Below are 23957 nucleotides of genomic sequence, written 5' to 3' on the forward strand. Positions count from 1 at the left end.
GGCGGGCTCGTCGGGAGGGCCGGCGGCCGGCCGGCGCAGGGGGAGTCGCACGTCAGACGCCCGAGACGCCCTCGCCGCCGCCGGCGGCCTGCTCCTCGATGCTCTCGTGCTCGAGCAGGTGCAGCACCGGGACGCCGATCTTGCGGCGGGCCTGCGAGGTCCAGTCGACGTGGAAGAACTCGGCGACGACGTGCGGACGCGTCAGGATGATCGCCTCGCGCCCGTCGACGGCCTTCACCTTCTCGGCCAGCGCGTGGATCGGCGGGTCGGTCGTGACCTCGCCGACCGCCGTGGCCCCGGCACCGTGCAGCGCGTCGAGGGTGCGGTCCAGGTCGCTGCGCGTGCGCTCCTCGCTGTCGTGCCGGACCGCCTCGAGGTCGACCTCGGACATCGCCATCGCGGGCGACGCGAGCAGCTCCCCGCCGGACAGCGAGCCCATCGCGGCCTCGATCCGCGCCGCGGCGTCCTCCATCGGCAGGAGCACGTGGTAGGTGACCGGCTCCTCGAGGCCCTCGTGCAACGAGCGGACCTGGGCGGCGTCGGCGGGCGTGAGCGCCTGCTCGACGAGGAGCACTACGTCGTAGTCGGCCATGCTCGCAGCCTAGTCGTGCGCGGGCGCGGCGCTCAGCACCTCGGCGAGGTCGTAGCGCACCGGCTCGTCGAGCTGGTCGTAGCCGCACGAGGTCGGGTCGCGGTCGGGCCGCCAGCGCTTGAAGTGCGCGGTGTGCCGGAAGCGCCGGCCCTCCATGTGGTCGTACTTCACCTCCAGCACCCGCTCGGGCCGCAGCGGCGTGAACGACAGGTCCTTGCCGACGCTCCACCGGCTCTGCGTGCCGGGCACCCGGTCCGGGTTGGCGATGAGGTCGCTCCACGCGCCCCACGGGTGCTCCTCGGGCGGGCAGACGAGGGGCTGCAGCTCCTCGACCAGCTCCGCGCGGCGCTTCTCGGTGAAGCTCGCGCTCACCCCGATGTGCTGCAGCGAGCCGTCGGCGTCGTACAGCCCCAGCAGCAGGCTGCCCAGCAACCGCCGCTCCGGCGTGCTCGTCTTGTGCTCGCGGTAGCCGGCGACCACGACGTCCGCGGTCCGCTCGTGCTTGACCTTCAGCATCGTCCGGCCGTTCTGGACGTACGACGCGTCGAGCGGCTTCGCGACCACGCCGTCGAGCCCCGCGCCCTCGAACTGCGTGAACCATCCCTCCGCCTCCACCGGGTCGGTGGTGGCCCGCGTCAGGTGGCACGGCCCGCGCCCGCCGACCAGGTGCGCAAGCGCCTCCTCCAGCGCGGCCCGGCGCTCCGCGAACGGCCGCTCGGCGTACGACTCCTCGCCCAGCGCCAGCAGGTCGAACGCCACGAACCCCGCCGGGGTCGTCTCGCTCAGCATCGTCACCCGCGAGGCGGCCGGGTGGATCCGCTCCTGGAGCACCTCGAACTCCAGCCGGTCACCCACAGCCACGAACAGCTCCCCGTCGAGCACGCACCGCTCCGGCAGCTGCTCCTTGACCGCCTCGACGACCTCCGGGAAGTACCGCGTCAGCGGCTTGGTGTTGCGGCTGGTCAGCTCCACCTCGTCCCCGTCGCGGAACACGATGCAGCGGAACCCGTCCCACTTCGGCTCGTACAGCAGCCCGCTCCCGTGCTTCGCCGGGTCGGGCACGCCCGCCACCGACTTGGCGAGCATCGGCTGGACGGGCGGCATCACGGGCAGGTCCACGTCCCCGAACCTAGCCATCCGACGAGCGAAGCGCCCGGACGTCATGCGGACGGAGCAGCCGTCGGCTCCGTCCGCATGACGTCCGCGCGTCTTCTCGCTCTAGGCTGGACCGGTCCACAGGACATTCCCCGGTTGGTCTGCCGGCAGGGCCCGCCTGACTTTGAATCAGGACTAGCGACGTAGGTTCGACTCCTACCCGGGGAGCGTGACGAACAACCTGACGGTCATCGTGCTCGCGGCAGGTGGCGGCACGCGGATGCGATCCAAGACTCCCAAGGTGCTGCACCCGGTGTGCGGGCGGAGCATGGTCGGCCACGTGCTGCACGCGGTGCGGGCCATCGAGCCGCGCCGGGTGGTCGCGGTGGTCGGACACCAGCGCGAGCTGGTCGCGCCGCACGTGCAGGAGCTGCTGCCGGACGCGGTGCTCGCGGTGCAGGAGGACCAGCTCGGCACCGGGCACGCGGTGCGCGTCGCGGTCGAGGCGGCCGGCGGGCTGGAGCGCGGCACGGTGCTCGTGGCGTACGGCGACACCCCGCTGCTGGAGGGCGAGTCGCTGCGGGCGTTCGTGGCCGAGCACGAGGCGGCCGAGCGAGCGGTGAGCATCCTCAGCGGGATCGTGCCGACGCCGTTCGGCTACGGGCGGGTCGTCCGCGACGGCGACGGTGACGTGGTCGCGATCGTGGAGGAGAAGGACGCGACGCCCGAGCAGCGGGAGATCCGCGAGATCAACTCGGGGATCCTGGCGTTCGACGCGGCGTTCCTCGCCGAGGCGCTGCCGCGGATCGGCAACGACAACGCCAAGGGCGAGTACTACCTGACCGACACCGTGCAGCTCGCGCGCGACGCCGGCCTGACGGTCGGCGCGCACCCGCTCGAGGACGTCCTGCAGACCGAGGGCGCCAACGACCGCGCGCAGCTGGCCGAGCTCGGCCGCGAGATGAACCGTCGCATCGTGACCCGTTGGATGCGCCAGGGCGTGACCGTCATGGATCCGGCGACGACGTGGATCGACGCCGAGGTCGAGCTGGCCCAGGACGTCACGATCCTGCCCGGCACCCAGCTGCTCGGCGCGACCGTCGTCGGCGAGGACGCCGTGGTCGGCCCGGAGACCACGCTCGAGGACTGCGAGGTCGGCGCGGGCGCTCGGGTCGTGCGCACCCACGGGCAGCTCGCGGTCGTGGGTCCGGACGCGAACGTCGGCCCGTTCGCCTACCTGCGACCCGGCACCAGGCTCGGGAAGGGCGGCAAGATCGGCACCTTCGTCGAGACCAAGAACGCCGACCTCGCGGCGGGCGCGAAGGTCCCGCACCTGTCGTACGTCGGCGACGCCACGATCGGCGAGGGCACCAACATCGGGGCGGGCACGATCTTCGCCAACTACGACGGGGTCGCCAAGCACCGCACGACCGTCGGCCGGCACGCCCGGACCGGCTCGAACAACACCTTCGTCGCGCCGGTGACCATCGGCGACGGGGCGGGCACCGGCGCGGGGACCGTCGTGCGCCGTGACGTCCCCGCGGGCGCCCTGGCCGTCAGCGCCGGGCCACAGCGCGACCTCGAGGGCTGGACGCTGCGCAAGCGGCCGGGGACCGCCCAGGCGGCCGCCGCGGAGGCGGCAGGAGATCCCGCTCACAAAACGTCCGCCGCGGGCATGGACGGAGTTGGGGAGACCTCCTCGGGAGAGGCAGAATCCTGAGGCACGCACCTCCGGCGACTCAGGGAGCTCCACCATGACCGGAATGAAGAAGACCACCGAGAAGAACCTCATGGTCTTCAGTGGTCGGGCCCACCCCGAGCTGGCCGAGGAGGTGGCCGGCATCCTCGGCACCGACCTGGTGCCGACGTCGGCGTACGAGTTCGCGAACTCCGAGATCTACGTCCGCTACGAGGAGTCCGTCCGCGGCTGCGACGCCTTCGTGCTCCAGAGCCACACCGCTCCGATCAACGAGTGGATCATGGAGCACCTGATCATGGTCGACGCGCTCAAGCGCGCGAGCGCGAAGCGGATCACCGTGGTCATGCCGTTCTACGGCTACGCCCGCCAGGACAAGAAGCACCGCGGGCGCGAGCCGATCTCCGCGCGGCTGATGGCCGACCTGTTCAAGACCGCCGGCGCCGACCGGCTGATCTCGGTCGACCTGCACGCCGACCAGATCCAGGGCTACTTCGACGGCCCCGTCGACCACCTGATGGCGCTGCCGATCCTGACCCAGTACGTCAAGGAGAAGTACGGCGACCAGGAGCTGTGCGTCGTCTCCCCGGACGCCGGCCGGATCAAGGTCGCGGAGCGCTGGTCGGCCAAGCTCGGCGGCGCCCCGCTGGCGTTCATCCACAAGACCCGCCGCACCGACCGGCCGAACGAGACCGTCGCCAACCGCGTCGTCGGCGAGGTCGCCGGCAAGATGTGCGTGCTGACCGACGACATGATCGACACCGGCGGCACGATCGTGAAGGCCGCCGAGGCGCTCATGAAGGACGGCGCCGCGGGCGTGATCATCGCCGCGACGCACGCGATCCTCTCCGACCCCGCCGTCGACCGGCTCAAGAACAGCCCGGCCGTCGAGGTGATCGTGACCAACACGCTGCCGATCGCGCCGGACCGGGAGTTCGACAAGCTGACGATCCTCTCGATCGCCCCGCTGGTGGCCCGCGCCATCCGCGAGGTCTTCGAGGACGGCTCGGTGACCTCGATGTTCGACGGCCACGCCTGAGCCCACCCGCGCCACCGGCGGAGATGGCCACCCCGGTGGCCCCCGATTGGCCTCGCGGCACCCGCGTCCCTAGACTGCTGCGGTTGCCTCGGCGAGGGAGTGTCCGGCCGCACCGGCTGTGGACGGCTCCGTGATCGACAGGGCTGGTCGTGCCTCCGGGTGTGCCGCGCCGTCGAGCCGAGGCCCCGAGACGCACGAACCAGACCCACGTACGAGGAGGGCCACGATGGCCAGCGAGAAGATCACCGCCGAGAAGCGGACCGAGTTCGGCAAGGGCGCCGCCCGCCGCATCCGCCGCGAGCACAAGGTGCCCGCGGTCATCTACGGCCACGGCAACGACCCGATCCACGTCACCCTGCCGGGCCACGCCACCATGCTCGCGCTCAAGCACGGCGGCGCGAACGCGCTGCTCGAGCTCGACATCGAGGGCGACACCCAGCTCGCGCTGACCAAGCAGGTCCAGATCGACCCGATCAAGCGCCACCTCGAGCACGTCGACTTCGTCGCCGTCGTCCGGGGCGAGAAGGTCACCGTCGACGTCCCCGTCGTCGTGACCGGCGAGGCCGCCAAGGAGACGCTCGTCGTCACCGAGAACGCCACCGTCTCCCTCGAGGCCGAGGCCACGAACATCCCCGAGTCCATCGAGGTCTCGGTCGAGGGCCTCGAGGCGGGCACCCAGATCCTCGCCTCGCAGCTCGACCTGCCCTCCGGCTCGACGCTGCTGGTCGACGGCGAGACCCTGGTCGTCAACGTGACCGAGCAGGTCTCCGCCGAGGCCCTCGAGGCCGAGCTGGCCGACGCCGAGGCCGACGCCGGCATCGAGCGCGACGAGTCCGAGGCGACCGACGGCGACGCCTCCGCCGCCGGTGCCGAGGCCGACGCGGCCGGCGACGCGCAGGCCGCCGACTCCGAGTAAGACACCCCCGAGCAGGGCACGACGTACGACGTGCGCCTGTTCGGAACCAGGAAGGGCCGGGACCCCGTGACCGACACCGCTACCCCCGTGTGGCTCGTCGTCGGTCTCGGGAATCCCGGCCCGACCTATGCCGGTCACCGGCACAACATCGGCTACCTCGTCGCCGACGAGCTGGCCACGCGGATGGGCTCCGCCTTCCGCGCCCACAAGTCCGGCCGCGCCGACGTCGTGGAAGGGCGCCTCGGCGCCCCCGGCTCGGACCAGGCGCGGGTCGTCCTGGCCCGCCCGCGGTCGTACATGAACGAGGTCGGCGGCCCGGTCAAGGCGCTCGCCACCTTCTACAAGGTGCCGCCCGAGCGCGTGGTCGCGATCCACGACGAGCTCGACATCCCCTTCGACACGATGCGTGCCAAGCTCGGCGGCGGCGACAACGGCCACAACGGGCTGAAGTCGATCCGCTCCTCCCTCGGCACCGGCGACTTCCACCGGGTCCGCGTCGGCATCGGCCGCCCTCCGGGCCGGCAGGAGGTCGCGGACTTCGTGCTCTCGAACTACTCCTCGGCCGAGCGCAAGGTGCTGCCCTTCCAGGTCGACACCGCCGCGGACGCCGTCGAGTGCCTGGTGCTCGAGGGGCTCGAGCGGACGCAGCAGAAGTTCAACTCGTGATCCACGCCGTCCTCGTCGACGCCGACGGTGTGCTGCAGGTCAACCCGCCCGGCTGGCTGGAGAAGCTGCGGGCGCTCGTTCCCGCGGGGTCGGGGGAGAAGTTCACCGACCACCTCTTCGAGGCCGAGCAGGCAGCCATGACCGGTCACCGGTCCTTCCGCGACGTCGTCGCCGAGGTGCTCGACTACTGGGGCGTGGCCGACCGCGCTGACGACCTGGTCGAGCACTACCACCACATCGAGGTCGTCACCGACACCGCTGAGGTCGTCCGGGACCTGCGGGAGGCGGGCGTCCCTGTCCACCTCGCGACGAACCAGCACGACCTGCGCACGGCGTACATGCGGGAGGAGCTGGGGTACGGCGACCTCCTCGACTCCACCTTCTCCTCCTGCGAGCTCGGCGTCACCAAGGACGACCCGGCCTTCTTCCGCCGGATCGTCGAGCAGCTCGGCCTGGAGCCCGGCCAGGTGCTGCTCGTCGACGACAAGGACCGCTTCGTCGACGCCGCACAGGACGCCGGCCTCCGGGGTGTCGTCTGGACCGTCGACGACGGCCCGGAGGCCCTGCGCTCCCGCCTGCGCGAGCACGGACTCCCGCTCTGACCGCCGGCCGCGAGGGGAGACCGGGCACTCAGACGGCGACGGCGTGCGAGCTCGGCGGCCGCCACTGGAGAGCGTGCGCCATGCCGACCGCGGCGAGCTGCGAGGAGACCTCGAGCTTGGCAAGGATGGACTTCACCTGGGTGCGCACGGTGGCCTCGGAGACGACGCTGGTCACGGCGATCTCCCGCACGGTGTGGCCCTGCATCAGGTGGTCGAGCACCTCCCGCTCGCGGTTCGTCAGCGACCGCAGCCGCTCGGCGAGCACCTCGAGCTCGCGACGCTGCTCGAACCACAACCGGATGAGCCGGTCGCGCTCGGCGTGGTCGATGACGGGGAGGCCCTGGCTGACCCGGCGCACCACGGAGAGGATCTCGTTCAGCGGCCGGCTCTTGCTGACCACCTGCCGGGCGCCGTGGCGCAGGCAGCCGCCCCAGCGGGCCCGGTCGACGCACGCGGTCACCACGACGACCTGGGCCCCGGCGGCCAGCAGCGGAGAGATCATCCGCGCGCCGTCGCCGGACGGTCCGAGGTCGAGGTCGAGCAGGACGATGCGCGGGTGCATCCGCACAGCAGCGGCCAGGACGGCCGCGGCCGACGTCCCCGACGCCCGCTCCTCGGCGCGGTGGGCGTCGTACCCCTCGACCGAGAGCGCGAGCTCCAGCGACTCGGCGAAGAGGGTGTGGTCGTCGATGATCAGGACACGCGTTTCTTTCCGGGCAGGGAGTCGAGACATGGGCTTCCTCGGTGGTTCGCAGGGGTGGCACAGGGGTCGGAAGCATGTGCCGACCCGGTCGCCCCGCGACGCCCGGGCCCCGAGAGGCGCCTCCGGAACGGAGTCTCGGCCGACCGGGTCGAGCGGGGGTGAGAGCCGGCGCCTCTTACCCCACCTGGGGTACGTGGCCGGGGCCTCGATCGGGGACCCAGCCGAAGTGCGCCCGCAGCTCCCGGTTCCAGCGGTTCGCCGGGAGCGTCGGGTCGATGAGGGCCATGCCCACGCAGTACTTGCTGAGGGACAGGGGCCGGACCCCCGTCCGGCGCAGCTCCTGGTCCACCGGCGACCCGCCGCCGAGGGTCTTGGACTCCACGACGACGAGTCCGTCGACGGGGCCGATTTCGCGGCCGTCGGGGTCACGGAAGTGCAGCTCGACGTCGCAGGTCGTGCGGCTGCCGTGCGCTGGGTCGACCAGCGTGCAGCGTCGGTACGTGGTCGTGATGACGGGCTGGAGCCCCGCAGGGCTGATGGATGCGCCGACGCTGCCCTCCGCGAGCGCGCGGGCGGCCGCGTCGAGCTCGTTGCGGGACGCGAAGGGGTAGGGGTGCCGCTCCTTGCGTGTCTCGCCGCGGGCGCCGACGCTCTTGAACTCCAGCAGGCACTCCCCCGAGTCGAGGTAGGCGCGGGTGCGCACCTTGACGCGACGCCGCCGGCCGTGGGCGTGCTGACGGTAGGCGCTGAGGTCCGGGGTGTCGAAGTAGACCGACTCGTAGCGGAAGGTGCGCAGCGTGCCGATCTGCAGGACGTGGAGGTCGTCGCGCAGCTGGTCGAGCACGGTCGAGAACACGTCCAGCGGCACGACGTACTTGCGGTCCACGCGCGTCTGCAGCTCCGCCGCCGCGAGCACCTCGTCGAGACCCATCGGGCGCAGCCTCGACACCGCGTCCGCCACGGCGTCGCCGGTCGCGGTCGTGGTCACGGGCGCTCGGGGCGCAGGGCGGCCCCGTTCCGGCTGACCAGGTCGACGATCTCCGTGCGGGCCACGGGCGAGCCCAGGGACGGGACCGGCAGGTCGCGGCTCGACGGGACGTCCGCACCGGACGCCGCGTGGACGCCCTGGGCGGGGCGGGTGCGGTAGCGCACGTCCACGATCGTGAGGTCCCGCACGAAGTCGACCTCCTGCACGATCAGGTGCTGCACGTCGGCGCCGAGCCGGGCCTCGACGTGCACCCGCAGGAGCGACTCGTCGGGGAACGCGGCGTCGAGCGTGAGCAGCATGCGGCGCGAGCGGGCGTAGAGCCGCGGGTGGTCGGCGACGTACACGACCGCGACCAGGAGCCCGATGAGCAGCGGCACGAGGTACGCCGGTCCGGCGGCGACGCCCGCCAGGAGGCCCAGGACGAGCGCCACGAAGTAGTAGGCGATCTCCTCCTGGGTGATCGAGTCGGACCGCAGCCGGATGATCGAGAGGATGCCGAAGAGGCCGAGGCCGAGACCCGCGCCGACGGACGCGGACGCGAGCATCGCCGTGGCGCTGAGCACCCCGACGTTGAGGGCGACGTAGGCGAGGAGCAGGTCCCGACGCTGGTGGCGCCGGAAGTACAGCGCGACCACGAGGGTGATCGCGACCAGGTCGCAGGCGATCGGCAGGGCGTGGGTGGACAGGATCATCGCTCCTCCTGGTGGGCGACTCGCGGGGCGGCGGGCTGGTCGGTCTGGTCGGGCTGGTCGGGCTGGTCGGGAGGCGGGTTGCCCGCCTGCCGGAGCAGGAGCGTCCACGCGGTGGCCGAGGCGGACGGCGCGTCCGCGGTGGCGGCCAGGCCGCCGACCGGGCCGGCGCCGACCGGCCCGCCCGAGTCGGCGAGCACGCTGCAGGTGCGGCCGGCGTTGGCCGAGCAGGCCGCCTGCCGGGGGACCACCCCCTCCGGGAGCGTGAACGAGGTGGTCGCCGAGGACTTGTCGGCCCAGTACGACAGCACCCAGTCGCCCTCCGCGGCCTCGAGGGCCGGCGTCGTGTGCGTGCTGCGCAGGACCGTCTCCGCGGCACCGGCGATCGTCGGGGCGAGCAGGTCCCCGCGGTAGGCCGCGGCGGTCAGGGTGTACTTCGCCGCCGCGTCCATCGCGAACCGCACGGTGCGGCCCGCGTCGGTGGGGCCGGCGGTCCGGGTCCACACCAGCGTCCGCATCGTGCCGGAGGTGACGCCGTCCGCCAGCGTCCAGCCGCTGACGCCCGAGGGCGAGCCGACGACCCGGGCAGGATCGTTGATGCTGAGCAGCAGGACCAGCTGGTCGCCGGCGGTCACGCCGGCCGGCACGGCGACGTTCGGGGTCGAGACGTTGCCCTGGTTGACGGTGCTCCCGACGTGGCTGATCGGCTGTGCCGCGACAGGGGTGACGTCGCGCGTCGCGGTGGCGGTCCCGCCGCTGTCGTCGGTCACCGTGAGCGACACCGTCACCGCGCCGCCGGCGGCGTACGTCCGCTCGAGCACGGGTCCGTCGCTGGTCGCCGTCCTGCCGTCCCCGAGGTCCCAGGTGTAGGTGGCGATCGTCCCGTCGGGGTCCGTCGCGGCGGACGCGTCGAAGCGGCAGGCCAGGAAGGTGCAGTCGGCCGTGAAGGACGCGGTCGGCAGGGCGTTGCGACGGGTGGCGGTGACGGCGACGACCACCGCGGTGCGGGCGCCCTCGTCGTCGGTCACCGTGAGCGTCACGTCCCGCGTGCCGGTCGCGGTGAACTCGTGGCTCGCGGTCGCGCCGCTCCCCGTGCCGCCGTCGCCGAAGTCCCACGACCAGTCGCTGACCACCCCGTCGGCGTCGGTCGACGCCGTGGCGTCGAAGGAGCAGGTCAGGCTGTCGCAGCCGTGGGTGAAGGTCGCGACCGGAGGCTGGTTGGCCTCGGCGGTCCGCAGGACGACCGACCACGTCGTCGCGGTGGCGCTCGCAGCGTCCGCCGTCGCGACCAGGCCCCCGTACCGGCCGGTGGGCACGGCGCCGGCGGAGTCGGCGAGCACGCTGCAGACCCGGCCGGTGCCGGTGGCGCACAGCGCCTGCCGCGCGGTGACCGACGCCGGGAGGGTGAAAGCGGTCGTGGCGGACGATTTGTCGGCCCAGTACGACACCACCCATGCCCCGGCTGGTGCGTCGACCGTCGGCGTGCGGTGGTCGGCGCGCAGCACCTGCTCGGCGAAGGAGGCGTGCACGACCGTGCCGGCGCGGGCGCCGGTGTACGCCGCGAGCGTCAGCGTGTACTTCGCCGCCGCGTCGAGCCCCAGGGTCACCCGCCGGCCCGAGTCGCCCGCGGCCGCGAGCTTGGTGTAGGTCCGGGTCTCCATGGTCCCCGAGCGGGTCGTCCCCAGCAGCGTCCAGCCGGTGATGCCGGCTGGTGCGGCGACCGTGCGGCCGGCAGCGTTCAGGCTGAGCACCAGCACGAGCCGGTCGCCGGCGGCGACGCCGGTCGGGCCGACCACGTTGGGGGTGCTGCTGTTGCCCTGGGCGGCCGTGGTGCCGACGTGGGCGACCGTGCTGGCCGCAGGCGCCGCGACGACGACCCGGGCGGCGGACGTCGTGGCGGTCGCGCCCTCGTCGTCGGTCACCGTGAGGGTGGTGGTGTAGGTGCCCGGCGCCGCGTAGCTGTGCTGCGGGGTGGTCCCCGTGGCGGTCGTGCCGTCCCCGAAGTCCCAGGACAGCTCGGCCAGCTCGCCGTCGGCGTCGGCCGAGCCGGTGCCGTCGAAGACGCAGTCGAGGTGGTCGCACTCGGCCGTGAACGCCGCGGTGGGCACCTGGTTGGGCTTGACCACGGTCACCTGGCGCGTGACCGAGGAGGTGAGTCCGCCGTCGTCGGTCACCGTCAGGGTGACGTCGTACGTGCCGCTCTCGAGGTAGTCCTTCTGCGGGGTGGGCCCGCCGCCCTCCTCGCCGTCACCGAAGGTCCACTCGTAGGACTCCACGACCCCGTCCTGGTCGGTGGTGTCGCCCGCGTCGAAGGAGCACGAGACGCCCGTGCAGTCGGCCGTGAAGGCCACGGTCGGCGCGGCGTTGGGCAGCACCGAGGCCAGGAAGACCGCGCGCCCGCGCCAGTCGGTGGTCGCGTCCGCGACGGTGGCGGTTCCGGTCGGCGCCCCACCCGCGAAGCCGGTGCGCAGCAGCTGGCCGGTGCTGCTGACGACGTACAGGTCGTCGCCGTCGAGGAACATCCCGCGCGCGGTGCCCCAGGTGATCCCGCCGGTGGCGGCGACGGTGTTCTCGATCCCGCCGACGATGCCGCTGTCGGGGGAGAACCAGCGCCAGGCGAGCGTGCTCTGGCCGCTGCGGCTGTAGTAGACCCGGCCGTCGGCGTAGAAGATGCCGGTGACGCCGCCGAGCTGGCCGTACCAGGTCGGCAGCACGCCCGCGTAGGTCTGGCCGGCCGGCCCGCTCCCGGTCGCGACGCCGCTCCACAACGGGTCGAGGTAGGGGTCGACCTTCGTGGCGGGCCCGAAGGTGGTCCCGTCGAAGGACCGGCGGTGGAGGTAGCCGTCCGTCGAGCCGTGGAAGAGCGTGCGGCCCACCATGAACGCACCCCGGACGGCGGTCCAGTCGAGGTCGGGGGTGGTGGGCACGTCGCTGCGGGAGGCGACCGTCGCGCCGTCGAAGGAGACGACGCTCGCGACGCCCGCGCTCGACGGTGCCGCGGTGCCGATGATCTCGACCGCGTTCACCAGCGGGTCGCCGACCACGTGGGTGAAGTCGATGTCGATGCTGCCGTCGCTGACGACGTCGAAGGCCTTCATCGTGCCCTTGTTGACGCCGGGGTCGACGTTGAGGTCGTGGGCGGTCAGCCGCGCGACGCCGTCGATGCCCACGGTGAACCGGCGCGTGGTCGTCGTCCGGCTGGCGAGGTAGAGCCGCACCTGGGTGGGCGTCCCGGCCGCCACCGGGAAGGTCCACCGCATCTCGTTGCCCCCGAGGGGGTCGCTGCGCTCGGAGGTCCAGACGCCCAGCGGGGTGGAGGCGGGTACGCCGACCAGGGCCGACGCCGCGAGGGCGCTCCGCGTCGTGACGGTGCTGCCGGTGTTGCGGAAGGGGCTCGAGCTCGCGGTGTCCGCGGTCCAGTCGGGCCCGCCGTCGACCGAGGCGATCGCCGGGCCGCCGGCGTTGACCCGGTGCAGCACGTTGGTGGCGCTCAGCGGCCCGCCGACGTACACGTTCCCGGGCAGGCTGCCCGTGCTCCTCGACGCCGTGTCGTAGCCCTCGGCGTACGGGAAGAACGCGATCCGCGGGCGCTGGTAACGGCGGTTCCCGATCCAGTCGGTGTCGCTGACGACCCACAGGCCGGTGTCGGTCTCGACGACCTCGTAGGCCGCCTCGCCGCGCGGGTTGCGCCCGGGGTTCCACCGCAGCGGCACCCCGGACTGCGGGTCCAGCGCGGACAACCCGGGCCGCGGGACCGCGCCCTGGGCGGCCCGGTCCGAGCCGCCCGGGTTGTTCATCCACCGGTTGTGCCCGCCGACGTAGACGGCTGCCCGCGTGACCTCGACGCCCCAGAGGGTGTCGCCGCCCGAGGCGGCGGCCCAGGTCGCGGTGAGCGCCGTGCCGACGGCGTACGTCTCGAACCGCGCGGCCTGGTCGCACAGCGTGCCGGCCACCGCCCCGCCCGTCGTGGCGATGACGAAGTAGGAGCCGTCCGGGGACATCTCCACGTCGCGCATGTAGCTGTCGAACGCCCGCGGGGAGCAGATCGGGGAGTAGAGCGTGGTGTGCCAGTCGGTCGCGACCCGCGCGGTGGGCCCGGTGAGGTCGAGCATCACCACCTGGTTGCGCGTCAGCCCGTCGACGGTGCGGAAGTTGCCGACCACGACCATCCGGTCGCCGGCCGGGGTCACCCCGGACTCCCGCGGACCGACCGGCGCCTGGGCGCCCGACCCCGTGTTGTTGTGGTGCCCGGCGACGGTCATCGTCAGGAACGGGTCGTACGCGCCCGTCGTGGCGTCCAGGGTGACCATCTGCCCGCGTTCGATGCCGCCGAGCCGGGTGAAGAAGCCGCCGACGAACAGGCGCCCGCCCGGCAGCAGGTCGATCGTCTGGATGCTGCCGTTGGTGCTGGGCGCGCGGAAGGACGGCACGGCCAGGCCGGTGCGCACGTCGAGCAGCTGCAGGTGGTTGGGGCCCTTGCCGTTGATCCTCGTGAAGTCGCCGGCGACGTAGACCGTGCCCGGCGTCGGGCCGGGCAGCAGCTGCTGCACGGCGCCGTCCACGGTGGGGTTGAACGTGGTGCTCACCTGGCCGGTCGCGGCGTCGAAGGCGACGAGGTTCTGCCGCTGGTGGGGCGTGCCGTTCATCGGGTCGGCCACCTGGGTGAAGAAGCCACCGGCCACCATCACGTCGCCGACCTGGACGATCTTGTGCACCCGGCCGTCGAGCACCCACGGCGTGCGCTTGCTCGGCACGTCGCCGGGCATGCGCTCGGCGCTCGGGGTCGCGACGGTTGCGGCGGAGGCGCTCACGACCGCCGACGCGGCTCCTGCCGGGGCCGTGCCCGCGGCGGGCTGGGTGCTGACGCCGGCGGCTGCGAGCAGCAGCCCGGCGAGCACGGTCGAGATCCATCGGACGAGCACGGCATCGCTCCTGGGGTCGGTGGCGCGGGGCGAGGGACGGCCCGCTCCTGGGGTCATGTCAGTGCAGCGCCCGGCGCGCGGCGGCCCGGACGGCCGAGCTTGCCCAGATTCGGGGAGGGCCCGGGGCGGTCCCGGCGCCGACGGGCTCGCCCGGTCGGGTGACCGCCGACCCCAAGCGCAGGACGCCGGGTCCTCGACCTGGGGCCGTCGGAGCGTCGCCGACGCCGAGGAAGCCGGCGACCAGGACGGCGGCGGCGGTCAGGAGACTCGTGGGCCTGCCTCGGGGCGGTGGCGGACGGTCCGGCCCACGAGACCGGTGCGGCGTGTCCGCCAGCGGCCGTCGACGACTGTCTCCCACGTCGCGGGGACGCCCGTCCGCGGGACCGCCCGCGACGGGGCGGTCCCGCGGTGGACCTCGTCCGCAGGACGCGGATCCACTGCGATGCCCAATTTGGGGCATGTGGTCGGCGGTCGCCTCGGGATGCCGGAAACGCGGTGCGATGTTCGCCGGAGCCCGTGATCCCGCGCACCGCCGTGCGGTCCGAACACCCTGGAGACATCCGTGACCAAGCTCATCGACCACGCGACCCGAGGGCGCCGTTCCCTCGTCTCGGCCGTCATCGCCCTGGCCGTGGGAGTGCTCTCCGTGCTCACCGCCGTCGCGGTGGCGCCTCCTGCGCACGCCGCGGGCGAGCTGAGCGCAGTCGCCTCCGCCAGCACCGCGGGCAACCGGACGACCCACCGGGTGCAGGTCCCGGGGTCCGTGCAGCCGGGGGACGCCCTCGTGCTCTTCCTGACCTGGAACACCAACGGTGCACCGACCGGGCCGGGAGCGGGGTGGACCGAGATCGAGGCGCGCGACGGCAACGGGATGGCCGGCCGCGCGTGGACCAGGACCGCGACCGGCGCGGACGCCGGTGCCACGGTGACGGTCACGACGGCGACCGCCGCCAAGTCGGTCATGTCGGTCGCGGCGTACCGCGGGTCGAACGGCGGCGCCGAGGTGACCGCCTCGGAGGTCGGCGGCTCGAACACCTCCGGCGCCAGCCACACGACGCCGGCGGTCGCCGTCGGGGAAGCGGGTTCGTGGCTGGTGAGCGCCTGGGCGGAGAAGTCCGGCGTCGACCAGACCTGGACGCTCCCGACCGGCACGACCCAGCGCACCACGGCCGCCGCCTCGAGCACGGGCAAGGTCAGCATGGTCGTCGGCGACTCGGCCGCAGCAGTCCCGGTCGGCACCGCCGCCGGACGCACCGCGACCACCAGCGCCTCGGCGACGCGGTCGGTGATGTTCTCCGTCGTCGTCACCCCCCGCGGCGACGACCCCGAGCCGAACCGGGCGCCGACGGCCTCCTTCAGCTCCACCTGCGCCGCCCTGGCCTGCGACTTCGACGCGACCGCGTCGGCCGACCCCGACGGGGACGCCCTCACCTACGCCTGGACCTTCGGCGACGGCACCACCGGCACGGGCGCCACCCCGTCCCACACCTTCCCGGCCGCGGGCAGCAGGACGGTCACGCTGACCGTCAGCGACGGGACCGAGCAGGCGCAGGCCACCCGCACCGTCGTCGTCGAGGCCGCGGCGGACGCCGCCGACCTGAGCGCCGTCGACTCGGCGAGCACCGCGGGCAACCGCAGCAACCACCGGGTGCAGGTGCCGGCCAGCACGCGTCCCGGCGACGCACTCGTCCTGGTCCTGACATGGAACACCACGGCCGCCCCGACCGGCCCCGGGGCCGCCTGGACCGAGATCGAGTCGCGGAACGGCAACAGCATCGCGGGCAGGGTGTGGACCAAGACCGCGACGAGCGCCGATGCCGGATCCACGGTGACCGTGACCACCGCGAGCGCGGCGAAGTCGGTCATGTCGGTGGCGGCGTACCGGAGCTCCGGCGGCCTCGCCGAGGTGACCGCCTCCGAGATCGGCGGCTCGAACCTGACCGGCACCAGCCACACCACCCCGGCGGTCACGGTGGCCGACTCGGGCTCCTGGCTGGTCAGCGCCTGGGCGGAGGAGTCCAGCGTCGACCAGACCTGGACGCTCCCGGCGAGCACGACGCGGCGCACCTCCGGCGCGTACACCGGAACCGGCAAGGTCAGCATGGTCCTCGGTGACTCCGACGGCCCGGTCGCGCTCGGCACCGCCGCCGGTCGGACCGCGACGACCAGCGCGTCGGCCGGCCGCTCGATGCTGTTCTCGGTGGTCGTCACCCCCCGGGGCGACGACACCGGCGAGACGAACGAGCCGCCGACGGCGTCGTTCACCTTCTCCTGCGTGCTCCTGGCCTGTGAGTTCGACGCGGCTGCGTCCGCCGACCCCAACGGCGACACGGTGACCTACGCCTGGACCTTCGGTGACGGTGGCACCGCCACCGGGGTGGCGCCCTCGCGCACCTACGCCACCGCCGGCAGCCGGACGGTCACCCTGACCGTCAGCGACGGCACCCTCCAGGCCCAGACCACGCGCACCGTCGTCGTCGAGGCCGCGGCGCCCGACGAGGGGCTGAGCCTCGTCGGATCGGCCACGACGTCCGGCAACCGCAGCAGCCACCAGGTGACGGTCCCGGCCACCGTCCAGGTGGGAGACGCCCTGGTGCTGTTCCTCACCTGGAACACCACCGGCACGCCGACCGGACCGGGGACCGGCTGGACCCAGCTCGGGGCCCGCTCCGGCACCGGCATCGCCGGTCGCGTCTGGACCAGGGTCGCGACCACCATCGACGCCGGGCGCACGCTGACCGTCACGACGCCCACCCTGGCCAAGTCCGCCATGTCGCTGGTCGCCTACCGCAGCACGGGCGGCACCGCCCGGGTCACCGCCTCGGCGATCGGCGGGTCCAACACCAGCGGCACCAGCCACACCACGCCCGCGACCACCGTCCTCGACGAGGGATCGTGGCTGGTGAGCGCCTGGAGCGAGAAGTCGAGCGTCGACCAGACCTGGACCCTGCCCACGGGCACGGCCCGCCGCACCGGGGGCGCCTTCACCGGCACCGGCAAGATCAGCATGGTCGTGGGTGACTCCGACGGAGCCGTCCCGGTCGGCACCGTCGCGGGCCGGACGGCGACCACGAGCGCCACGGCGAGCCAGTCGATGTTGTCCTCGGTCGTGGTCTCCCCGGAGGCGGCCCCGCCGAACCAGTCGCCGTCGGCCTCGTTCACGGTCTCCTGCCTCTCGCGCGCCTGTTCCTTCGACGCCACGGCGTCCGCGGACCCGGACGGCGACCCGCTCACCTACGCCTGGGACTTCGGCGACGGATCGACCGGCACCGGTGCGACCCCGACGCACACCTACGCCACCGACGGCAACCGGACGGTCCGGCTGACCGTCTCCGACGGCACCGACGAGGCCGAGGCGACCCGTGCGCTGTCGGCGTTCGCCACGCCGAACGGCACGCAGGCGGCGCCCGGCCACAACCGCCTCGTGCCGGACCGCCCTCGGGCCAACACCCCGGTGATCAACAACGGTGAGATCTGGGACATCGAGGTCGTGCCGAGCCTGAACCGGGTCTTCATCGCCGGCACGTTCACCTCGCTGGCCAACAGCGTCTCGCCGACCACGACGATCAACCAGGCGCAGATCGCCAGCTACAACTACCAGACCGGCCTGATCGACACGTCGTTCCGGCCGCAGGTCAGCGGCTCGGTCAACGCCGTCGAGGCGTCCCCCGACGGCACCAAGCTGTTCATCGGCGGCTCGTTCAACACCGTCGGCGGCGTCACCAAGCAGAAGGTGGCGAGCCTCGACCTCACCACCGGCGCCCCGCTGAGCACGTTCGGCTTCACCAACGTCACCAACAACCAGGTCCAGTCGCTCGCGGTCACGAACAACACCGTGTACGTCGGCGGGCGCTACACCCGCATCAACGGTGTGCTGCGCACCGGCCTGGCCGCGGTCGACGCGAACACCGGCGCGGTGGACCTGACCTTCGACAACAGCCTGTCCGGCGGCATCGGCGTCAACGGTGCCCTGGGCGTGCCGCAGCTGCGACTCACCCACGACAGCAGCAAGCTGCTCGTCGTCCACACCGGTCGGCAGATCGCCAACCAGGACCGGTACGGCATGGGCATCATCGACACCTCCACCAAGCAGCTGCTGCCCTGGCGCAGCACGCTGTGGGACGACAACCTGGCCCGGGTCGGCGGCGTCACCCGCATCTACGCCGGTGACATCGCGCCCGACGACTCCTACTTCGTGGTGGGCAGCGGGTCCGGCGGGGACGCCCCGCCGCTCAGCGACACCGCCATCGCCTTCCCGCTGACCGCGGCGTCGCTCCAGGACTCCGACGTGCAGCCGCTGTGGATCTCCCGCGCGTTCGACAGCATCTACTCGATCGCGGTCACCGAGCAGGCGGTCTACCTCGGCGGACACTTCCAGTTCATCGAGTCCCCGAGCGCCGACGACCCGTGGCCGGGGCTCGACAACGTCGGCTACGGCACCGGTCAGGGCCTCGCCGGATACGGCTTGGGCGACCAGGTCGTGCGGCGCGACCACATCGCGGCGATCTCCCCGGCGACGGGCAAGGCGATCGAGTGGAACCCGACCGGCGGCTCCAACTCCTTCGAGGGCAACAAGGCGATGGAGGCCACGGCGCGTGGGCTCTTCATCGGCGGTGACGGCATGTTCCAGGGCGGGGTGCGCACCGGCCGCGTCGCGTTCTACGACTTCAGCACCGTGACGTTCCCGCCGGCCTCCCCGGACACGACGATCGAGACCCCGATCGAGGGTCGTGTCGTCACGAACAACACGCCGTTCGAGGTGACCGGCACCGCCCGGGTGGCCAGCGGCAGCGTGGGTCGCGTCCAGGTGCAGATCCGGGACCGCGACAGCGGGCAGTACCTCACCGCCGGGAACACCTGGACGTCGACGGCGACCTGGGTGGACGCCACGCTGGGGGCGGGCACGACGAACCGCACCTGGACGCTCGGCAACCGCGTCGTGACGACCAACCGCAACCTGCTGGTCTCGGCCCGTGCGGCCACCGCGGCGACCGGCGGCACCGTCGACGGCACGCCGGCGACCAAGAAGATCGAGTCGTTCAGCGTCGATGACCAGACGCCGACGACGAACATCACCGGACCCAGCGGCGTGCAGACCTCGACGACCTTCACCGTGACCGGCACGGCGGTCGACGACAAGGGCGTCAACTCGCTGACCTTCTGGTTCCGCGACGAGCAGCAGCGCTACCTCCAGGCCGACGGCAGCGTGAGCGCCATCTACAACACCTTCCGCGGCACGCCGGACGTCATCGGCGCCACCAACGCCACCTGGTCCTACGAGGTGACGCTGCCGCACGAGGGCGTCTGGCGCGGGAGTGCGACCGCCGTCGACACCACCGGCCAGGCAGACCTCCGCAGCGCCACCCGCGACTGGACCGTCGACTCCAACGCCGTCGCCCCGACGGTGACGATCCAGCAGCCGGCGGCGATGACACCGCCGTTCGCCGCGAACCCCGTGACGGTGGAGCCGGGGGGCAGGTTGACCTTCTCCGGGACCGCGGCGGACGACGAGGGCCTGAAGAACGTGGAGATCACCCTCCGCAACACCAGCACCGGCGAGCGCCTGGCCGCCGACGGCACCTGGGGCACGAGCGTCAGCGCAGGCAACCACCGCATCTCCCCGGTGGACATCAGCGGGAGCAGCTACAGCTGGAGCTGGACGACGCCGTTCAACCTGTCGCCGGGCAGCTACTCGTTCACCGTGCGGGCCACCGACGACAAGGACCTCACGACGTCCTCGACCAACCAGGGCAGGCTCACGGTGAACGCCCAGGTCGCGGGCGACCTCCCGCCGGACACCACGATGTCGTTCACGGCGCCGACCGACGAGTCGCTCGCGGTCAGCCTCTCCGGCACCGCGACCGACGACAAGGGCGTGGCGAGCGTGCGGGTGACCGTGCAGGACCGCGACACCGGTCGCTACCTGCAGCCCAACGGCACGATGTCCTCGACCGTGAACGCGCTGCCGGCGACCCTGACGGCCCCGGGGGCGGTCACGACCGGCTGGTCGCTGGCGCTCACCCTGCCGACGGGCGGCAACTGGACCTTCACCGCGGTCTCGGTCGACTCCGCCGGTCAGCAGGACTCGTCGACGGCGGGCGCGACCGCGTCGTACGCCGCCTACCCGAACGACGGCCCGCCGTCGCTCAGCGAGACCCTCGGCCAGCCGCGCGACGGTGCGACGTTCAGCGACGGGAAGATCGTCGTGACCGGACGCGCGGAGGACACTCCCGACGCAAGCGCGGGCATCGCGCGGGTGGAGGTCGGGATCGTCAACGCCTCCGGTCAGTGGATGAGCTCGCAAGGGACGTTCACCAGCACGACGGCGAGCTACCGCACGGCGTTCCTCAACAGCCCGGGCAGCGTGGGATCCAACTACTCGTTCACCACGCCGGTCATCCCGGCCGGCACGTACAGCGTCCGCGTGCGACCGGTCGACGTGCACAACCAGGTCGGCACCGAGCGGATCGCGAGCGGCATCGTCGTCACCCAGCCGGCGAACACCCCGCCGGTCGCGAGCTTCTCGTACACGTGCAACCAGAATGTCTGCACCTTCGACGGCCGCGGGTCGACCGACGAGAACACCTCGTCGCTGACCTACTCCTGGAGCTTCGGCACCCAGGGGACCGCGACCGGCCCGCTGCCGACGAAGACCTTCACCGCGCCGGGCACCTTCCCGGTCACGCTGACGGTCCGCGACGAGTGGGGAGCCACCCACACCTCCACCGCCCAGAACGTGACGATCGTCGAGCCGGCGGGCAACGCCGCTCCGGCCCCGACGTTCGTCCAGAGCTGTCAGGGCCTCACCTGCTCGGTGAGCAGCCAGGGCACCGCCGACCCGAACAGCGGTGACGTCATCAGCTACCTGTGGAACTGGGGCGACGGCACGCCGACCAGCACCGGCGCCTCGCCGGGCGCGCACGTGTACGCCGCGCCCGGGAACTACACGATCACGCTGACGACCACCGACGGCTGGGGCAAGGCAGCCTCGACCACCCGGACCGTCTCGCTCAGCGAGCCGACGGGCAACCGGTCGCCGGTGGCCGACTTCTCCGTCAGCTGTGCGTCCTTCACGGTCTGCCAGGTCAACAGCGCCGCCAGCTCCGACCCCGACGGCGACGTCCTGAAGTACTCCTGGGCCTGGGGCGACGACACCGCCCCGAGCACGACCGCGAACCCGGCGCACACCTACGCCCAGCCGGGGACCTACTCGATCGTCCTGACGGTCAGCGACCCCTGGGGCAAGACCGCCACGGCGACCCGACAGGCGACCATCACCGAGCCTGCCGGCAACGGCGCGCCGACCGCGGTGATCGCCTCGGCCACGTGCACCACCTTCACCACCTGCTCGATGAGCGCCACGGGGAGCAGTGACCCGGACACGGCCGGCGGTGACGGCATCCGGAACTACGTGTGGAGCTGGGGCGACGGGACCCCGGACACCACGGGCACGTCGGCGACCCAGTCGCACGTGTTCCCGGTCGCCGGCACCTACACCGTCCGGCTGACGGTGCTGGACAAGTGGGGACGCGCCAGCCAGGCCGTCACCCGCGAGGTCACCACCCAGGCCGAGCCGGCCGGCAACGCTCCGCCCACGGTCGTGATGGCCACCCCGACCTGCAACGGGAAGGTCTGCTCGGTCAGCGCGACCGGCACCACCGACTCGGACGGCGGCATCCGCAGCTACACCTGGAAGTGGGGGGACGGCACCCCGGACACCGTGAGCACGCAGGCCGCCTCGTCGCACACCTACGCGGCGGCGGGCGCGGTGACCATCACCCTGGTCGTGACCGACAACTGGGGCCGCACGACGACGGTGACGAGGCAGGTCACCGTTCCCTGATCCGCACGGGCAGGTCGACGACGGGGGTCGCGGGTGCACGCGACCCCCGCCGTCGCACGTGAGCCAGGTCACGCGCACGGTGCAGCGTGTCGAGGGGGTGGTGCGGACCGGGGACCACTAGTGCGTACGGTCGTCGCCCGTGATCTCGCATACCCCCACGGGCATCTCCCGTCGCAACGCCCTCCGCCTCCTCGGCGTCGGCGCCGCAGGGACCGCGGGCGGCGCCGCCGCGCTCGGCCCGGGCGCGCTCGCGCCCGCCGTCGCTGCGCCGCGCACGCTGCGCCACCTCGGGCCGAAGTCGGTCATCTCGACCGGGACCACCCTCATCGGGATGAGCGCCCCGCGCGGCGTCTGGGACGCGCGCGTCCGCGCCGTCGGCGCGGGCCTCGGCGCCCGGCGCATCTTCGCCGACCTCGGCTCCGGCGCCGACAGCCAGCTGCGGCTCGTCGAGCAGGCGCACGCCGCCGGCATGCTCCCGGTCGTCTCCTACAAGGTCGGCGGCGACGTCGCCGGCGCGGTCGGCGGCCGCTTCGACGCGGTCGCCGAGAAGGCCGCGGCCCGGCTCGCCTCCTTCGACCGGCCGACGGCGGTCACCTTCTGGCACGAGCCGTACGGCGACATGACCGGAGCGCAGTACGCCGCCGCGAGCCGCCGGCTGCTCCCGGCCTTCCGGCGCGGCAAGCTGCGGACCGGCCCGATCCTCAACGGCTGGCTGCTCGACAACAAGGTCGCCGACTTCGCGGCGTACTGCCCCGACGACCTCTTCGGGCTGTGGGACTGGTTCGGCATCGACACCTACGAGTCCGGCACCATGGCGGCCCCCGGCGACCGCAAGCCCGCGGGCCGCATCCCGGCCCTGCGCTCCTACCTCGCCTCCCGCGGCCGCGCCTCGATGCCGATCGGCGTCGGCGAGTACAACGGCTACAGCGCCCGGTCGCTGCGCGACGTGGGCGAGCAGCTCTTCCGCACCCCCGACGTCTGGTTCGGCTGCGTGTGGAACTCCACCGGCGGCAAGGGCTGGGAGCTCACCGGCGGCCGGCTCGACGCGTTCCGCGCGACCCTGGCCGACCCGCGGCGCACCCGCACCGCCCGCGTCCGCGGCTGACGCACCCCGCGCGCCGCGGGCGGGTCAGCCCACCCGCGGCGCCGGCGGTGCCGACGCTCGTCGTCGGCGACCCCGGCCGACCTCGAGGAGGACGGCCAGGACCAGCAGCACCACGACCGCGGCGAACACCGGCTCGCCCTGGCCGTGGGTGAGCGCGGCGGACGGCGCCACGACCGCCGCCCCCGCGCCGGCGGCCGCCGCGGCGAGGACCCCGAGGGCCGCCGCCCGGGCCGCCCAGCCCACCGCCACGCAGGCCAGCCCCCACGGGACCCCGTGCACGAGGGCGAACGCGCCGAGGGAGGTGCGGTCCGCAAGCCCGGCATCCAGCGCGGCCAGGCCGGCGGGCACCCCGCCCAGCACGACCAGGCCGACGACCACCCGTGGCGCCCGGGCCGCCCGGGGCGTCGACCGAGGCCACTCTGACGCGACGACCAGCTGCGCCACCGCCGCCACCGCGGCCACGGCACCCCCGGCGGCCACCAGCAGGGCCAGCTGCTCCAAGCGCGGCGGGTCGCCGGCGTACCCGCCGCCCATGCCGAAGGCCGGCTCCCAGTGCCGGTGCGCCCAGGCGCCCAGCCCCGCGACCTGGGCCGCGCAGACCCCGGTGACACCACCCGCCGCGGCGACCGCCGCGCGGTGCAGCGCCGGCGTCGCCACGGTCACCACGGCAGCAACCGTGCCCATCGCCAGGACGAGCACCGTCCAGGCGGGGTAGATCGTCAGCCCCGACCAGTCGCGCAGCACCGCCGCCGGCCCCGGGGCGAGCAACGACCACCCGGCGGTCGCCAGGCCCACCAGCTGGGTGAGGCCGAGCAGTCGCCGGGTGGTCGCCGTGCCCGACACGGGTCCGCCTGTGTCCGGTCCGGTGCGGTCAGCGGGGGGCGATGGCGGCGGATCGGTTGGAGGGGGGGCTGGTGCCGATGGCGTTGATGGCGACGACTTCGAAGCGGTAGGTGCCGGCGGTGAGGGTGAACTCGCGTTGGCGGACGCCGGGTCCGAGGACGCGGGAGGTGGTGCGGCCCAGGACGGTGGCGTCGGGGGCGGTGGAGCTCATGCGGAGGGCGGTGACTTGGTAGCCGGTGATGGCGGAGCCGCCGGTGG

General features: G+C 73.3%; 15 protein-coding genes and 1 tRNA gene. 8 read left to right on the forward strand and 8 right to left on the reverse strand.

The genetic code is table 11. The annotated features are described in order from the left end of the window. Positions 1–52 precede the first annotated feature (52 nt). Both G6553_RS18890 and G6553_RS18895 read right to left on the reverse strand, forming a co-directional pair. A complete protein-coding gene (locus tag G6553_RS18890; RefSeq protein WP_166196362.1) occupies positions 53–592 on the reverse strand; it encodes a hypothetical protein in 540 nt (179 codons plus the stop codon). A 9-nt stretch (positions 593–601) separates the two neighbouring features. Next, complete coding sequence (locus tag G6553_RS18895) at positions 602–1711, reverse strand: ATP-dependent DNA ligase (RefSeq protein WP_166196364.1); 1110 nt, start codon at positions 1709–1711, stop codon at positions 602–604. A 125-nt stretch (positions 1712–1836) separates the two neighbouring features. Between G6553_RS18895 and G6553_RS18900 the strand changes: the two genes are divergently transcribed. From G6553_RS18900 to G6553_RS18925, 6 genes are all read left to right on the forward strand, one after another. Next, a tRNA-Gln gene (locus G6553_RS18900) sits at positions 1837–1915 on the forward strand. Position 1916: 1 nt separating this feature from the next. Then, complete coding sequence (gene glmU, locus G6553_RS18905; RefSeq protein ID WP_166196366.1) at positions 1917–3407, forward strand: bifunctional UDP-N-acetylglucosamine diphosphorylase/glucosamine-1-phosphate N-acetyltransferase GlmU; 1491 nt, start codon at positions 1917–1919, stop codon at positions 3405–3407. A gap of 34 nt (positions 3408–3441) precedes the next feature. Beyond that, on the forward strand, positions 3442–4422 hold the full coding sequence (locus tag G6553_RS18910) for a ribose-phosphate diphosphokinase (RefSeq protein ID WP_166196368.1): 981 nt from the start codon (positions 3442–3444) through the stop codon (positions 4420–4422). A 226-nt stretch (positions 4423–4648) separates the two neighbouring features. Further along, positions 4649–5338 carry a 50S ribosomal protein L25/general stress protein Ctc gene (locus tag G6553_RS18915; protein WP_166196370.1) on the forward strand — a complete coding sequence of 230 codons (690 nt, stop codon included), beginning with the start codon at positions 4649–4651 and terminating at the stop codon, positions 5336–5338. A 66-nt stretch (positions 5339–5404) separates the two neighbouring features. After that, complete coding sequence (gene pth, locus G6553_RS18920; RefSeq protein ID WP_166196372.1) at positions 5405–6004, forward strand: aminoacyl-tRNA hydrolase; 600 nt, start codon at positions 5405–5407, stop codon at positions 6002–6004. After that, positions 6001–6606 carry an HAD-IA family hydrolase gene (locus G6553_RS18925; RefSeq protein WP_166196374.1) on the forward strand — a complete coding sequence of 202 codons (606 nt, stop codon included), beginning with the start codon at positions 6001–6003 and terminating at the stop codon, positions 6604–6606. The genes pth and G6553_RS18925 overlap by 4 nt, the downstream gene beginning before the upstream one ends. A gap of 28 nt (positions 6607–6634) precedes the next feature. Here the strand turns inward: G6553_RS18925 and G6553_RS18930 are convergent, their stop codons facing one another. From G6553_RS18930 to G6553_RS22310, 4 genes are all read right to left on the reverse strand, one after another. Continuing rightward, positions 6635–7339, reverse strand: coding sequence for a response regulator transcription factor (locus G6553_RS18930; protein WP_166196375.1), 705 nt, complete (start codon positions 7337–7339; stop codon positions 6635–6637). 145 nt (positions 7340–7484) lie between these two features. Further along, positions 7485–8297 (reverse strand): polyphosphate polymerase domain-containing protein, encoded by an 813-nt coding sequence (locus tag G6553_RS18935; RefSeq protein WP_166196377.1) that lies wholly within the window; start codon positions 8295–8297, stop codon positions 7485–7487. Further along, a complete protein-coding gene (locus tag G6553_RS18940; RefSeq protein ID WP_166196379.1) occupies positions 8294–8989 on the reverse strand; it encodes a DUF4956 domain-containing protein in 696 nt (231 codons plus the stop codon). Before G6553_RS18940 ends, G6553_RS18935 begins: the two co-directional genes overlap by 4 nt. Further along, entirely contained in the window at positions 8986–13908 is a 4923-nt protein-coding gene (locus tag G6553_RS22310; protein WP_166196381.1) for a PKD domain-containing protein, read from the reverse strand. The genes G6553_RS18940 and G6553_RS22310 overlap by 4 nt, the downstream gene beginning before the upstream one ends. Before the next feature lie 562 nt (positions 13909–14470). Here G6553_RS22310 and G6553_RS21465 point away from each other — a divergent pair. Together G6553_RS21465 and G6553_RS18955 are read left to right on the forward strand one after the other, a co-directional pair. Then, positions 14471–21751 (forward strand): PKD domain-containing protein, encoded by a 7281-nt coding sequence (locus tag G6553_RS21465; RefSeq protein WP_166196383.1) that lies wholly within the window; start codon positions 14471–14473, stop codon positions 21749–21751. Between the two features lie 139 nt (positions 21752–21890). Next, entirely contained in the window at positions 21891–22856 is a 966-nt protein-coding gene (locus G6553_RS18955) for a hypothetical protein (RefSeq protein ID WP_166196385.1), read from the forward strand. A 24-nt stretch (positions 22857–22880) separates the two neighbouring features. Here G6553_RS18955 and G6553_RS18960 read toward each other — a convergent pair whose 3' ends face one another. Both G6553_RS18960 and G6553_RS18965 read right to left on the reverse strand, forming a co-directional pair. Next, complete coding sequence (locus tag G6553_RS18960) at positions 22881–23699, reverse strand: hypothetical protein (RefSeq protein ID WP_166196387.1); 819 nt, start codon at positions 23697–23699, stop codon at positions 22881–22883. A gap of 28 nt (positions 23700–23727) precedes the next feature. Then, the coding region (locus tag G6553_RS18965; protein ID WP_207620014.1) for a fibronectin type III domain-containing protein at positions 23728–23957 on the reverse strand (230 nt) is incomplete at its 5' end.

The organism is Nocardioides sp. IC4_145 (assembly GCF_011250565.1).
Lineage (GTDB): Bacteria > Actinomycetota > Actinomycetes > Propionibacteriales > Nocardioidaceae > Nocardioides.